The sequence below is a fragment of the Methylophaga sulfidovorans genome, assembly GCF_900114205.1.
Taxonomy (GTDB): Bacteria; Pseudomonadota; Gammaproteobacteria; order Nitrosococcales; family Methylophagaceae; genus Methylophaga; species Methylophaga sulfidovorans.
In genome coordinates this window covers 30,338-45,609 of record NZ_FOSH01000021.1, presented here as the reverse complement: position 1 = coordinate 45,609, position 15,272 = coordinate 30,338, and the positions used below count along the sequence as shown (strand labels likewise).

Sequence of the window (15,272 nt, the reverse complement as noted above, 5' to 3'; positions counted from 1 at the left end):
AATAACTCAATTAATCGCTGTTGCTTGTACCAGCTCAATCGGCTTTTTCTCATGCTCAGATAATACCTTTTTAAGTATTATCTGGATCAGCCCCATAATTAATAATCTTCGATTGAGATAAAACACTATTGGGGATAATGATAAAGTTGTTTGGCAACATTCTAATCCAGGTCGTACGCCAGCCAATTTTGTCTACAAATCCCTGTTCACCTGATTCAAGCTCTATAAAATCACCAACACGAATAGGTTTATCCATCACTAACTGCACACCTGAAAAGAAATTGGTTAATGTAGGCTGCAGAGCTAAAGCTACGGCGAGTGAAGTAATACCCAGAGACGCGATGATAGGCGTAATCGCTATTCCCATGGTGCCAAGAATGCTCAAAAGCCCCAGACCTAGGATTAATGCACGAGTAATTCCCTGCATAATCGAACTGCTGCTTTTCAGGGTAGACGACTTCTCGGCATATTGTCCGACTGTACCGGTCAGAAAACCATCAATGAACAAAACCAGTGCAGCGACGATCAATAGTCGGGCAGTGGAATTGAACATACTAAAGTCAGCTTCTACATCAAAATAGGCGACCGTTTGTTCAGATAATTTTATGGTTAATGCCAGCAGACAGAGTGTCAGTGGAAAGCTGATAACCTTAACCAGTAACTTATCGTAATAAAAGCTCGTTCTTGCTGTTATTTTTCCAACTCTGAGCAGGATGAACTTTTTCACAATCAACATGAGAATAAATAGACTCACGACGACAGCAACAGCCACCGACCATTCAGGCAATGATGAGAAGAACTGATCAACTTTATTCATGATGATTCCTCAATAAACCTGAATATTCCATGCAGATGTTATGCCTGAGTCAACGCATGTTTCTGACAGGTATAAAAAAACCGGCAGTGCCGGTTTTTTAGCGATAATGCCAATACAAGATTACATTGATTCAGCTTCTTTTACCGCTTTTTTCACGATACGGCCTACCCCGCCAGAAACATCTTGTGCTTTGATGGCATCTAAATTGACCGGATTCCCAACGATTACCGCACCGCCCATACCGGCGCCAATGTGTGGTGTGCATTTATAAATGTAAATACCTTCTTTATCAAAAGTATGAGTGACATCCTGACTCATCTCAGATTTAAATGCTTCAGCCCCTTCAGGAATCAAACCTTCGATCATTTCTACGTTATGGGTACTCATATTGGTCCAGCTGACACTATCGCCAGGAGCAATCTTAACGAAGAGAGGACTAAATTTTAAACCTTGTGTCGTAACAGTATGTTCTGCAGCAAACACATTCATTGTCATCAACACACTTGAAGCAACAGTTGCTATTAAAGCGGTTTTCAACATTTTCATAACATCTCCTTTTTGTTTATGTGTCTATTTCAACAAGTTGAATGTGAAAATCATGCGAATTTATATTTCTAAAGAGAGTAAGAAGACATCGGTAAGTGCTGTTTATAATTGAACACTTTCTACGCGATTTCTTCCCAACTGTTTGGCTTTATATAGTGCTTTATCAGCTTCTGTCAGTAACTGTTCAGAGTTAAGGCTGTGAAGGGAAAGGTTCGCGATCCCGATGGATATAGTGATATGACCGAGATCGTCGCCATTAAACTCAATGCTTTTCTTTGCAATGGTGTTTCTTAAGGCTTCGGCTTTGTCTACTGCATTAGCTAGAGTCGCATTAGGCATAATTACAACAAACTCCTCACCGCCATAACGGCAAGGAATATCCGTCTCCCTGAAAAACTCATGCATCAAATGAGCGAGCGTTTTGAGAACATAATCACCAGCTTCATGCCCATATTCATCATTAAAACGTTTAAAATGATCAATATCACAAATTAATAACGACAAGCTATCTTGCTGACGGTTGGATAGTTGTGTTTCACGATAAAGCGCTTCATCGAAATAACGACGATTACGTAATCCAGTTAATGCATCTTCAAAAGAAAACCGTTGTAACTCCTCTCGTAATTTTATACTGCTTAAGGTAACACCTAGCCTTAGCTTTACCCGGCTAATCAGATCATCCAGATTCTCACGAGGAATTAAGAATTTTGAACTCGCATTTGTCAGCATAATGTAAACGAATACACTATATGAGCCATCGACTTCCTGCAGTTCGATTTGTGCAAGTACTAAGTTAAACGGCTCATTTTCATTCGACGCTATTACTTTTACTTCGACCGGCAAAAAGACTTCCGGTAGTTTACTTACCAGCATTTTTCTTGCCTCATTGAGATCATGACACGCTTGTAACTGACTGTTTAATTCTTCCAGCTTAGCGCCAAGCATATTAAGCCTGTGTAGCTGCTCAGCTCTTTCCTGTTCAGCTTCAGCGTAGGCATGAAGTGATGCAGTACGTTCAGAAACCTTAATCTCCAGATGATCATTAAGCTCTTTTAATGCCTTTTGTACGTGGGAATAATGGCGGAGAGAAATCAGCATCAGTACCAAAGAAAATATCAATGCAGCTATTGAAATATCCAGATTTATCCAGGGCAGAACACTATTAGCGATCCCCATATCCAGTAGTAGAAAAATGCCATAAACAGTGAATGACCACATCACAAAGTACTGATCTGAACCAAGCAAAGGTCGCATACTTAGACCCAAGCCGATGATAAGAATAATTGAAATCGCGAATAACGCATCAAACACAGGGAAGGTCGGAGCCAGTTCAATCACACCAAGCATGGCTAAACTGATAACGATGATCAAATAGCTGCTATGGAAATAAGCAATTTTTTTCAGCCAGTTCTTTTGCCAGGCGGTTGACCATGAAGATAATAACAAACAGATAATAACTGGCAGTGCATAATAAGATATCGCCAACAAATAGACGCGAAATAAAGGGTAGTTAAAAACAAATTGCACAGCCTGATTTTCGGAGAGCAACATCACTGCCGAAGTCAGGGAAAACGCGGATAAATAAAGGAAATGGTGGTCATTTTTCTGCATCATCGAAAAAGCGAAGGTGATGATAGTGACAAACAATGAAAATAAAGCTACCAAGACTTCAAAATAGGCATTTTTCAAGATATAAAATAGTAAGCTTGATTGCTCAAGTAGCTTAACTTCACCCCACAACCCTATATCACGATAGTTAGAAAACACCCTGAAATATATGGTTTTACCCGCATAGTCTGCTGGCAAACTTATCGAATGCCATGGCCAGCCATAAAAGCTTTTTTTATCTTTTTGATCAAAATTACCAAATTGATAGATTTTCTTACTATCAATATAAACTTCCGCCATTAAGTCAATACTGGTTATATACAACACCGGATTAAGGTACTGATGCCCAGAATCTGGCAATTCACCTTTAAACCAAACCGTATTATGTTTATCCCGGTTTGGTGGTTTGACAGGGGAATTAATGTCTGTCCACTTTGCATTAGCATTTTGTGGGGGTGAAATCCATTGTGGCATGCCATCAATAAAGGGAGAATCCCCCCAACGATATTGCCAGCCTGAGACTTCTTCACTGCCACGCTCATGCACAGCAAAGGCAGGAAACATCAGGATCAGCAGAGATAACAGCAAGAAATATCGAGTCACAGTCACATTATGATAATGTGTAATTAAATCCTTTATCACTCCAATCTCTCACTGTCTAACTAAAGAAACAAATCCAAACAGCTAGACATCCTTTCCAGCCTGAAGCAGATAGGGTCAATCCACGACCAGATACTTACAGATAGTATTAATCATTTTACGGTAATAAACTAAGTAACTTAAATCAAATTTTTAACTCTGCTTTGTGCTTCACAGGTCTATGAATGTTGTTTGTAGTGCGAAAAGTTCTCACAAAAAAATAATAAAAACAATAAAAAAACAAAAATAATTAAAACAACTCATCACTCTATCCCTGCTGAACACTAGCTGTAAGCAATCTAAATTAAAGAAAAAATCAGGTATGCCAATAAGATAGATAAATAATTGACCTGGGGAGGCAAAAAAATGAGCTTTGCAATTAAATTAATGAACTCACTCAGCTACCCCAAAAAAATGACGCTTATTACCAGTATTTTGCTCATCCCTATTCTAGTGAGCTTTTTTCTACTGATTCATCAGCTCAATGAGATCGTCAACTAAAGTCATCATGAGCAAAAAGGGCTGGAGTATTTAAAAGTATTGACGCCTTTTTATCAGCAACTCCCCCAGCATCGGGGAATGACTAATGCCTATCTCAATGGTGCAGCAGAATTTAAAGAAAAAATTGTCAGTAAACGTCAGGAGATCCAGCAAAGTATCGAGAAAATTGATGCTATAGATCAACAATATGGGACAAAGTTTCAAACCACATCCTTATTAAATGAAATCAAGCAGGACTGGTTAGCTCTATCGAACGATAATACGGAAACAGATTCAAGCGCTATTTTTGCTGCACATACTCAGCTCATCACAAAGATGCGGCGCTTGATGAGTGTAGTTAATCATAATTCCGGGCTGATTCTGGATCCTGATCTTGAAACCACTTTTATCATTGAAACGATTGTAAGTTATATTCCCCTGCTTGCAGAGAACATAGGCCAAACGCGAGGATTAGCTTCGGGTATTGCAGCGAATAATGAAGTCACCATAGAACAACGAATAAAACTCACAGCAACACTAACCAAGGTTCAAAATGAGGCTGATAACACTCAGCAGGCGATAGTACATATTATTGAGCACAACCCCACACTAAAAGCATCAATAGGAAAACTTGAACAAAATCGAGAAAATATTCTTACACAGTTTATTGATATTATTCAGAAAGATATCCTGGATAGTAACTCCATCAATGCTAATGCCGATACTATTTTTAATCTGGGTAGTCAGGCTATTTCAGCAAACTATGCGATGTATGACTATCTGGCTGACGCATTAACCACACTACTGGATGAACGTTTATCGACTCTGCAATTTGAGAAGAACCTGGTCATTGCGATTATCGTGATTGCCCTTGCTCTAGCCCTTTATCTGTTCATTAGCTTTTATAAGGCAACTGTAAATATGATCCAGCATATTACTCAAGCCGCTCAGCGTATTGCGATGGGTGATCTCACCATACAAATTGATAGCCCCGCTAAAGATGAAACAGCCGATATATTTAAAGCACTCAATGAGATGACACATAATTTAAATAGCATCGTTAATCAATTAAGACTCAATGCAAATGAATTAGCCACTGCGTCCGAAGAATTATCAGCGAATACACTTCAGTCAAAATCCAACACACTGGAACAACAAAACCAGTCAGAACAAATCGCCACAGCAATGAATGAAATGTCCAGCACGATTAAAGAAATCGCTCAGAATGCTGAATTATTGGCAGAGGAAGTTCGTACAGCCAATAGCGAGTCACAATCAGGGCAAGCGGTTATTGCTGAAACCGTGAAATCCATTCATTCTTTGACGGAAGATGTCGGCAGAGCCGCCATGACGATTGCTGACCTCAGTCAAAGCAGTGAGCAAATTGGCTCCGTATTAACCGTGATTAAAGGTGTTGCCGAACAAACCAATTTACTGGCGTTGAATGCTGCGATTGAAGCAGCGAGAGCCGGTGATCATGGCCGAGGTTTTGCTGTTGTTGCCGATGAAGTTCGCTCCCTCGCCAACAGAACCCAGGAATCTGCTGAACAAATTCAAGTGATGGTCGATAATTTACAGCAAACAACCAAACAAGCCGTGCAGGTGATGGATAAGGAAAAAGCCAATGCTGCCGGCATGGTCCAATATACAGAGTCAGCGACTCAGTCCATTTTAAATATTGTTAATTCCATGACACAGATTTCAGACATGAGTACCCATGTGGCCAGTGCTGCTGAAGAACAAGGTTTAGTCTCAGAAGAAATTAATCGCAATATCACCCGGGTCTCTGATTTATCTGAAGACAACTTGCATGGCAGTGAACAAATTTCTATCGCCAGTCAAAATCTGGCTACCCTTGCGACTCAACTCAATACCATTGTGCAACGATTTAAAGTCTAACGTTTTGCAGTCATAAAAAAAGGGCCTGACGGCCCTTTTTATTAAACATTGGATACTTAGTTAACCCAACATCTGGCATTCTGGAACAGTCTGGCCCATGGACCATCTTTACCCCAGTCATCAGGATGCCAGGAGTGCTGAACTGTACGAGTGACACGCTCAGGGTGAGGCATCATAATCGTCACCCGACCATCACTAGTCGTCAATGCTGTCACACCAGCTACCGAACCATTTGGATTCATTGGATAGCTTTCCGTTGCCTGACCATAATGATCCACATAGCGCATGGCGACTATTGCTTGCTGTTCTGAACCTGTTTCGCTGTAATCAACTCGGCCTTCACCATGGGCAACAGCAATTGGCATCACAGAACCGGCCATACCTTTCAGCAATACAGACGGTGACTCAACAATTTCAACCAAAGAAAAACGGGCTTCAAACTGTTCAGATGAGTTGCGGGAGAAACGCGGCCAGTGGTCACTGCCTGGAATCAGTTCTTTTAACTGCGACAGCATCTGACAACCATTACAAACGCCCAGTGCAAAGGTATCCGGACGATGGAAAAAGTCGGTGAACTGCTGGCGTGCTCGATCATTATGCAAAATAGTACTAGCCCAACCGCGACCAGCGCCAAGCACGTCGCCATAAGAGAAACCACCACAGGCGACTAACCCCACAAAGTCACTCAGTTCAATACGTCCTTCCAGTACATCACTCATATGTACATCAACGGCGTTAAAACCGGCATGATCAAATGATGCTGCCATTTCCACCTGACCATTGACGCCCTGCTCCCTTAAAATCGCCACTTTGGGACGATGACCACTGACGATCAGTGAGCTGGCAATGTTTTCTGCCGGGTTAAATGATGGCTTGGCAAATAAGCCTGGATCATTTTCATCCAATAAAGCATCAAACTCTTGTTTAGCACAGTCAGGATTATCACGTAGTGCCTGCATTTGATAGCTGGTTTCTGACCAGAAGCGTTGCAATGTGACTCGCGACTCATCAATCACCAGTTCTTTTTCAACATGAATACGAATTTGCTGCTCATCTGTCACTTTACCAATAGCAAATGACATGGAGGTCAAATTGTAATCTTTAAGAATATTCATCACATGATTCAAATTAGCATGAGGCACTTGAATCACAGCGCCCAATTCTTCGTTGAATAAAACAGAAAGCGCATCACCTAAATCATTTAAATGAATATCCAAACCACAGTGGCCAGCAAAAGCCATCTCAGCAAGTGTCACAGCAAGACCACCATCACCTCTGTCATGATAGGCCAGTAATAATTCTTCATTCTTCAAACGCTGAATGGCATTAAAGAAGTTCTTTAAATGAACAGCATCATCAACATCAGGAGCTGTAGTACCAACCTGGCTAAATACCTGAGCTAGTGCTGAAGCACCTAAGCGATTTTTATTCTGTCCCAAGTCGATATAAATCAGATCGGTTTCACCCAGATCTGTTCGTAGTTGCGGTGTGCTGGTGCAGCTGGCATCAGTTACAGGTGCAAAGGCACTGATAATCAGCGATAAAGGTGATGTCACCGCTTTGGTTTCGCCTTTTTCATCCCATACCGTTTTCATCGACAAAGAGTCTTTGCCGACCGGAATCGCGATACCTAGCGCAGGACATAATTCCATACCAATCGCTTTAACCGTGTCATACAACAACGCATCTTCGCCAGGATGACCACAAGCTGCCATCCAGTTAGCAGACAGTTTAATGTCCCCTAATTTATCTATTTTTGCTGCAGCAATATTGGTAATGGCTTCACCGATAGCAATTCGGCCTGATGCCGCTGCATTAATCAGAGCGACAGGGGCACGCTCACCCATCGACATGGCTTCGCCAAGTACATCATGATGATCAGCCAGTGTCACAGCACAATCAGCAACAGGGACTTGCCATGGACCTACCATCTGGTCACGAGCGACCAAACCAGTCACGCTACGATCACCAATGGTAATTAAGAAGTTTTTGCTGGCGACTGTTGGCAATTTAAGAACACGTTCCAGAGCATCGCGTGGTGATACACCATTAAAATCAAGCTCTGGATAGGCTTGTTTTGTATGCTTCACCTCACGCAACATTTTAGGTGGTTTGCCCAGTAATAATGACAACGGCATATCAATCGGGGATGTTTCATTATCGGCATCACCGAGTAATAAATGTTCCTCTTCAGTGGTTTCACCAACGACAGCCCATGGGCAACGTTCACGCTCACAGATCGCTTTGAATTCATCAATACGATCAGGATGAACACCCAAGACATAACGCTCCTGAGACTCATTACACCAAATTTCCATGGGTGACATACTGGGTTCGTCATTAGGAATGACTCGCAGCTCAAAACGACCGCCACGGCCACTATCATCAACTAATTCAGGAAAAGCATTAGACAGACCACCTGCGCCTACATCATGAATCGCAATAATAGGGTTTTGCTCACCTAATGCCACACAGCGATCAATGACTTCCTGACAGCGACGTTCCATTTCAGGATTACCACGCTGTACAGACGCAAAATCGAGGCCTTCATCACTGGCACCGGAATTAACTGAAGAAGCCGCACTACCACCGAGACCAATTAACATGGCGGGACCACCCAGCACGATTAACTGTACGCCCGGATCCATGATGCCTTTTTCAACATGTTGTGGACGAATAGAGCCCATACCACCGGCAACCATAATCGGTTTATGGTAACCACGCACTTCAAAACCATTATCCGTCGGCACCTGAACCTCATAGGTACGGAAATATCCACACAGGTTCGGACGGCCAAATTCATTATTGAATGCTGCCCCACCTAAAGGACCATCAATCATGATTTCACGAGCAGATGCCATACGGGCAGGTTTGCCATAAGGCGTTTCCCAGGGTTGTTCAAAACCAGGGATTTCCAGATTCGATACAGAGAAACCAGTTAGACCTGCTTTCGGTTTTGAACCACGTCCTGTTGCGCCTTCATCTCGAATCTCACCACCGGCACCAGTTGAAGCACCAGGGAAAGGTGATATAGCAGTAGGATGATTATGTGTTTCCACCTTCATCAGAATATGCTGAACTTCGCCTTCATAATGGTAATGACCAGTAGCCATATCCACCTGGAAACGGTGACTTCTCGGGCCTTCAATCACTGATGAATTATCATTGTAAGCTTTCACAACGCCTTCAGGATGAAGGTCGTGAGTGTTGCGGATCATATTGAATAAGGTATGAGGCTGTGTCTCGCCATCAATAATCCAATCGGCACGGAAAATTTTATGACGACAATGCTCTGAGTTGGCCTGAGCAAACATCATTAATTCAATATCGTTGGGATTGCGGTCTAATAATGTGAAGTTTTCAAAGAGATAATCAATTTCATCTTCTGCTAAAGCCAGCCCCATTTGCTGATTAGCCAGCACTAGTGCTTCACGGCCACCATTGAGAATATCTACACTGACTAATGAACGTGACTCACCATGCATAAATAAGCGGTCTGTTTCATCTACACTTTCAAATACTGTTTCGATCATTCGATCATGTAAGAAGCTCGCCACCTGATTTTTCTGATGCTGGCTTAGTGTTTCTGAGGCTTCAACAAAAAAGGCAACACCCCGCTCCACTCGTTCAACATTTTTCACACCACTATTGATGGTGATGTCGGTGGCTTTGCTCGACCAAGGTGAAATTGTGCCAGGTCTTGGCGTCACCAAGAAAAAGCTTTCATTGTCTTTTGCTTCACTTTCGCGCGCTTCTGCTTCAAGCAGTGTTTCAAGAATCTGATGCTCAGCCGAAGGCAAAATACATTCATCATCAATTTCAATAAAATAACGAAACTCTGTTCTAACAGCAGTAACAACAGGCACTTCAGCCTGAATGCTGTTTAGTAATTTCTCCAGACGGAAAGCAGAAAAAGCCGGGCGGCCAATCAATTGCAGCATGCGGATCCCAATTCAAGATAAACTAAAGCGATAATGATACTTTATGTAAGGTTTAACGCCCAAATAAAATCCGCTGGAAATCATAATGAGTGTAGCTGTTCACAACCGACCGGGGCCAATTCGTCAACTAATGGCGATGGTGTACGACTTTTTACTTTTACTATCCGCCTTATTATTTGCCGCCATTATTCCGGTTGCGCTAAATGGCGGTGAAGCCATTACACCAGGTAATGTGTTTTTTTTACTGTATTTATTACTGGTCAGTTTTTTGTTTTATGCCTGGTTCTGGACACACGGTGGGCAAACATTAGGCATGCGCGCCTGGAAGCTGAAACTGGAGAGTAACACTGCTCAGGTAGTCACCTGGAAGCAAGCAGCAATTCGTTTTATCGTTGGTCTGGTTTCCTGGTTATGCTTGGGGTTGGGATTCTGGTGGCAATGGTTAAGTAAGAACAAACAAAGCTGGTATAACCAAATGGCAAAGACCCATCTTATTCTGCTAAAAGAATAAAAATTAAACAGCGATACCACTTTTAGCATGGCTTTTTTTTATTTTCATGCCTAGAATTAGTCTCATCATGGCATAAGGATCAAGACTGATGACATGGATAGGCATCAGAATCCTCATCACTCTACTGCTGCTGGTATCGCAAAACTTACCAGCTCAAAATATTATTGCCAATGCGCAGGTTGAGACTACGCAATTAAGCAAAACTTCAGCACGCGCTATCTTCGCAATGCGTGCTCAAGAGTGGCCCAATGGCACACCAATCAAAGTCTTTGTTTTAGAAGACCAAAACCCTATCCACAGTCAATTTTGTAAGACGATATTAGGTATGTTTCCATACCAGCTGCGACGAATTTGGGACAGACAAGTCTTTTCCGGCACAGGGGCGGCTCCTGAAGTCGTTAAATCAGAGCAGGAAATGCTTGATGCTGTTGCGAACACGGCTGGTGCGATTGGCTACACCGACAAAGAGATATCTCATACAAACAAACGTATCAAAACAATTAAGGTGGATTTATGAAGGCAAGACTAATATCCATCTTATTTTGTTTCTCCACATCAGTCCTGGCTGATAATGACCAATGGTATGACAATGTGGTTTTACATGGCTTTGCATCGCAAGGCTACATTTACACGACTGATAATCATTTTTTTGGCTCGAGTGATAATGGCAGCTTTGAATTTACAGAAGTTGGCATAAATGGGAGTTTGCGACTCAATCCAAAAATCAGGTTATCTGCTCAATTACTGTCAAGACAAGCAGGCAGGTTTGATAACGGCTCGCCAAGATTAGACTATGGCTTAATTGATATTTCTCTTTATTCCAGTCCCAAATACTCTTCTGGCCTCTACATTGGCAGAATCAAAAACGAAATTGGCTTATACAATGAAACTCGCGATGTTGCCCACACAAGAAGTGCAATATTTCTGCCTCAGGTCATTTATTTCGATAAAGTCAGAAATACCATTATGGCAGCTGATGGCATGCATTTTTATAACAATGTGAATTTCGATAGTGGCGCATTGTTTATGGAAGTGGGCGCAGGCTACACTCTGGCAGATGAAAATGTTGAATATGCCTATATGGGTAATGATTGGGGCGGCTCAATTCATAATGATAAGCTGGGCCTATTCGGTAAACTCCTCTATGAACACAATGGCGGGCAGTGGATATATTCAATTACAGGAACCAGGGTCACTCTTGATTTTGATGCGTCAGCCAGTGACCGAGCCCCTCTCCCATTAGGGCCAGGATTGCATTCAGGTGAGATTGCGATTGATTACACCGTTTTATCAGCTCAATACAATGGTGAGAAATGGCAGTTTACAGGTGAGGTTGCATTTGAAAATGTTGATTATATAGATATTGGTGGCCCTGTATCACAAATGCACATCAACTCCATCGGCTATTATTTACAGGCAAATTATAACTTCACTCCTGCGTGGCAAGGTTTCGTAAGATATGAAGAGTTTCAGCTTGATAAACATGATTGGAATGGTAAAAAAGCGGCTGAACAGAACATTATCAACAGTCGACAACTAGCCGCATTAGGCATCAATCAACCCCCGGTACCAGCACATGAATATTACTCCCAAAGCTGGGTAATCGGTGGACGTTGGCATATTACACAAAACTTGATGCTTCGTACTGAATATCACATTGTCGATGGTGTGGCCACATTATCGCCACGAGAGAATAACGTCACAGATACCACCAGAAAATGGGATATGTTCGCGATGTCTTTGTCTTATCGGTTTTAGTGAATACGATGATAACGGGTAAAAACAATCAGTTCTTCAGCATTCGCTGGAAAGCAGGCTTATTTTTCAGTTCAATGCTATTGATCTTCTTGCTGGTATTCCATGTCATTATCTACTGGAACGTACAGCAGAAATTTGCTTTTTTCCGTTCACAATTACAAGAACAGTATCACCATAAATTACTAGGACAGTTAACAACAACAAGAGATCAACTACAGCGTCTCGCTGAACTATTAATATCGCCCAATAATGTTCAAGAAGAGTCATCCCTTAAACAGAAAAATATTTTAGACCGCATCCATCGTTATCGTAGTGATCTGGAGCTGAACTGGGATGTCTCTCAAGTACAACTCTTCGATAGTACAGGCAAAAACCTCGGTGGCTGGGGCCCACCAACACCAAAAGTTATAAAAGCCAATATAACGCTTACAGCAGAAAATGAACTTGCCCAGAGTCAGATCAATTGTGAAGTCAGCTGTAAGCAATATCAGTTGCTCCCTATTTTGGCAGACAGCAATAATAATTATGTCCTGGTGCTTGGTTACAATCTGACACAGTCTTTATTGGACTTTCAGGCACAAACAGGTGCTGATATTGCGATTATTTCAGATCAGTCCAGCACAGAAGAATTTCATCAATCAGACACATTATTATGGGATCGTCACCTCAATGTGCTCACATCATTTAATTCCAACATTACTTATTTAAAATACCTATCAAAACATTATCGCTATGAAGATATCGATCACGATAAATTGATACTACGAGATTCAGGATTACCGGTAGAATTTCAATTTATAAAGCTAAAACAGGTCAACAATGTTGTTCTTGTGATAATTGATAATATATCTAATCAGAAACAAGAGCTTGCCAGTCTGACCTATCGAACCATCATTTGGTCACTGATTGGTTTAATCGTCATAGGTGGTAGTCTGTTTTTATTATTATCAGCACCACTTAAGCGGTTATCCACCGTATCAAGGGCCCTGCCTTTACTCGCTGAAAAAAAATATCTCTATGTCAGAAATACGCTCAATCGTGCCGCACCCAACAGGTTTGTGGATGAACTGAATATTCTTGAACAGTCAGCAATTGTGCTCTCAGAACAGCTTGAAGATCTGGAAAATTCGGTCATTCAGCAGACAGATTCATTAAACAAACGCACGGAAGAGCTCATACAAGAAAGAGATTTTGTCAGCAACCTGATAGACACGGCCCAATTACTCATTATTACTCTGGATAAAAATTACTGTGTTACCAGCTTTAATGAGTTAGCGACAAAAATCACTGGTTATCAGGCAGATGATGTATTGGGTCAGTCATTTGAGCAGTTTTTCCATCCTTCTGACTGGCAAGAAATTCAGCAATCATTAGATCAATTATCTTATAAGGGTGAGAAAATTCTGCATATTGAGTCAAACATTCTCGCGGCTGATGGGCAAACTCATACTATTTCATGGATACATTCCAACTTCAGTATCCCCACCAACAATGCCGTTATTCTCTCTGTGGGCATAGATATCACAGAAAAAAAACAAAATGAAACAGAACTACTTTGGCTGGCAACTCATGATCCGCTAACCGAGCTCTATAACCGCAAGAAATTAAAGAGCCAGTTTGAGCATATTCTCAAACAAGCTATTTATAAAAATAGTTCAGGTTTTTTACTTGTTCTTGATTTAGACCATTTCAAAGATATTAATGATAGTTGTGGACACAATATCGGCGATCAACTTCTTAAAAATGTTGCCAGAACATTAACAGAAATTTGTCGTGATAAAGATGTGGTGGCTCGTTTAGGTGGCGATGAATTCGCGATCATCCTGCCAGATATTGATCTCGATAAAACGATTGAAATCTGTGAGCAAATCAGCCTAGGACTTCATGCCTTATTTTTTGAATTTGAACAGGTACGTTACAGTATTTCATCAAGCATTGGCATTGTCCCTTTCCCTCTGGATGAGTTAAATGTCGACCGTTTACTCAGCAGTGCAGATTTGGCGATGTATCAAGCTAAATCACATGGTAAAGATACCTGGCATCTTTTTACCTTTGACGATACGCTGAGAAAACAACTTCAGGAGCGTATGCGTTGGAAACAGAAAATTGAAGATGCCTTAACAGAAGATCGCTTCATCCTCTATTTTCAACCTATAATGCAGATTCGTACTCAAACCGTCAGCCATTATGAAGTTTTACTACGAATGCAAGATGAAGATGGCAAGATACATTCACCAGGGATGTTCATTGAAATTGCTGAACAGTCAGGCTTAATCCATCGCATTGATCATTACGTATTAGAAAAAGGCATTGCCAAGCTTGCTGAGCTTGAGCAACAAGGCAAAACCATCACACTATCACTCAACCTATCTGCCCATGCGATGTTAGATGCTGAACTGATACCACTGCTGAAACGTCTCTTACAACACTACAATACCAGTCCTAATCATTTACTATTCGAATTGACTGAAACAGCAGCCGTGGCTGATATTAATCAGGCTCGGCATTTAATGCGGGAAATGCGTGATTTAGGTTGCCGTTTTTCTATAGATGACTTCGGTTCTGGTTTTGCATCATTCCGTTATTTACGTGAACTACCTGTTGATGTGGTCAAAATTGATGGCATGTTTATTACCCATATTACAGAAAATAATGATGACAAATTATTTGTTGAGGCACTGGTATCGGTAGCGAAAGGAATGGGTAAAAAAACGGTGGCAGAATTTGTTGAAAATGCCGAAATCCTCGCGGTGCTAGCTGAACTTGATGTTGATTATGCCCAGGGTTATTACATAGGAAAGCCTCAGCCCACCCTACTCGACAAACCGCTTACATTAAATTAATAAGATAAGCGTTTGATACCAATTAATTTATTTTTGTCATCAAACTCAATAGAAAACAGGCCATTCACACCTGAGCTATCTACAAACTGACGAATATGTTCAGCTGGAAAACTGAGTCTTTGTCCGGTTTCAGCAGTCACAATGACTGTTCTGGCCATGCCTTGATAATAACGAAGCGCTTGCTGAGCATTAAGATTCATTCGAAAACGTAATCTGGTCATCGTTATTTT

10 protein-coding genes are annotated in these 15,272 nt (G+C 41.5%); 5 read left to right on the top strand and 5 right to left on the bottom strand.

Annotated features, from left to right (window positions below):
* Positions 1–70: 70 nt before the first annotated feature.
* The 3 genes from BM232_RS13940 to BM232_RS13930 form a co-directional block, all read right to left on the bottom strand.
* Positions 71–817 carry a mechanosensitive ion channel family protein gene (locus BM232_RS13940; RefSeq protein WP_245752979.1) on the bottom strand — a complete coding sequence of 249 codons (747 nt, stop codon included), beginning with the start codon at positions 815–817 and terminating at the stop codon, positions 71–73.
* A 120-nt stretch (positions 818–937) separates the two neighbouring features.
* Positions 938–1,363 carry a plastocyanin/azurin family copper-binding protein gene (locus BM232_RS13935; protein WP_091715919.1) on the bottom strand — a complete coding sequence of 142 codons (426 nt, stop codon included), beginning with the start codon at positions 1,361–1,363 and terminating at the stop codon, positions 938–940.
* Between the two features lie 102 nt (positions 1,364–1,465).
* Positions 1,466–3,613 carry a sensor domain-containing diguanylate cyclase gene (locus BM232_RS13930; RefSeq protein WP_143092299.1) on the bottom strand — a complete coding sequence of 716 codons (2,148 nt, stop codon included), beginning with the start codon at positions 3,611–3,613 and terminating at the stop codon, positions 1,466–1,468.
* Positions 3,614–4,189: 576 nt separating this feature from the next.
* On the opposite strand from BM232_RS13930, the gene BM232_RS13925 reads away from it, so the two are divergent.
* Positions 4,190–5,989, top strand: a complete 1,800-nt coding sequence (locus BM232_RS13925; protein WP_245752977.1) for a methyl-accepting chemotaxis protein — start codon at positions 4,190–4,192, stop codon at positions 5,987–5,989.
* A 56-nt stretch (positions 5,990–6,045) separates the two neighbouring features.
* Here BM232_RS13925 and purL read toward each other — a convergent pair whose 3' ends face one another.
* Positions 6,046–9,930, bottom strand: coding sequence for a phosphoribosylformylglycinamidine synthase (purL, locus tag BM232_RS13920; protein ID WP_091715913.1), 3,885 nt, complete (start codon positions 9,928–9,930; stop codon positions 6,046–6,048).
* 85 nt (positions 9,931–10,015) lie between these two features.
* Here purL and BM232_RS13915 point away from each other — a divergent pair, with 85 nt between their 5' ends.
* From BM232_RS13915 to BM232_RS13900, 4 genes are all read left to right on the top strand, one after another.
* Positions 10,016–10,441 carry an RDD family protein gene (locus tag BM232_RS13915; protein ID WP_091715910.1) on the top strand — a complete coding sequence of 142 codons (426 nt, stop codon included), beginning with the start codon at positions 10,016–10,018 and terminating at the stop codon, positions 10,439–10,441.
* An 88-nt stretch (positions 10,442–10,529) separates the two neighbouring features.
* Entirely contained in the window at positions 10,530–10,958 is a 429-nt protein-coding gene (locus BM232_RS13910) for a hypothetical protein (RefSeq protein ID WP_091715906.1), read from the top strand.
* On the top strand, positions 10,955–12,199 hold the full coding sequence (locus BM232_RS13905; RefSeq protein WP_091715903.1) for a hypothetical protein: 1,245 nt from the start codon (positions 10,955–10,957) through the stop codon (positions 12,197–12,199). The genes BM232_RS13910 and BM232_RS13905 overlap by 4 nt, the downstream gene beginning before the upstream one ends.
* Positions 12,160–15,042, top strand: a complete 2,883-nt coding sequence (locus tag BM232_RS13900) for a bifunctional diguanylate cyclase/phosphodiesterase (RefSeq protein ID WP_245752975.1) — start codon at positions 12,160–12,162, stop codon at positions 15,040–15,042. Before BM232_RS13905 ends, BM232_RS13900 begins: the two co-directional genes overlap by 40 nt.
* Here BM232_RS13900 and BM232_RS13895 read toward each other — a convergent pair.
* On the bottom strand, positions 15,039–15,263 hold the full coding sequence (locus tag BM232_RS13895) for a DUF2835 domain-containing protein (RefSeq protein ID WP_245752973.1): 225 nt from the start codon (positions 15,261–15,263) through the stop codon (positions 15,039–15,041). The two genes, BM232_RS13900 and BM232_RS13895, sit on opposite strands and share 4 nt — an antisense overlap.
* Positions 15,264–15,272 lie beyond the last annotated feature (9 nt).

Bases quoted from the DNA above. Each gene is read 5' to 3' on its own strand.
- BM232_RS13940 (WP_245752979.1), bottom strand. From the start codon at position 817: ATGAATAAAGTTGATCAGTTCTTCTCATCATTGCCTGAATGGTCGGTG.
- BM232_RS13905 (WP_091715903.1), top strand. From the start codon at position 10,955: ATGAAGGCAAGACTAATATCCATCTTATTTTGTTTCTCCACATCAGTC.
- BM232_RS13935 (WP_091715919.1), bottom strand. From the start codon at position 1,363: ATGAAAATGTTGAAAACCGCTTTAATAGCAACTGTTGCTTCAAGTGTG.
- BM232_RS13925 (WP_245752977.1), top strand. From the start codon at position 4,190: ATGACTAATGCCTATCTCAATGGTGCAGCAGAATTTAAAGAAAAAATT.
- BM232_RS13915 (WP_091715910.1), top strand. From the start codon at position 10,016: ATGAGTGTAGCTGTTCACAACCGACCGGGGCCAATTCGTCAACTAATG.
- BM232_RS13900 (WP_245752975.1), top strand. From the start codon at position 12,160: ATGGGATATGTTCGCGATGTCTTTGTCTTATCGGTTTTAGTGAATACG.
- BM232_RS13895 (WP_245752973.1), bottom strand. From the start codon at position 15,263: ATGACCAGATTACGTTTTCGAATGAATCTTAATGCTCAGCAAGCGCTT.
- purL (WP_091715913.1), bottom strand. From the start codon at position 9,930: ATGCTGCAATTGATTGGCCGCCCGGCTTTTTCTGCTTTCCGTCTGGAG.
- BM232_RS13910 (WP_091715906.1), top strand. From the start codon at position 10,530: ATGACATGGATAGGCATCAGAATCCTCATCACTCTACTGCTGCTGGTA.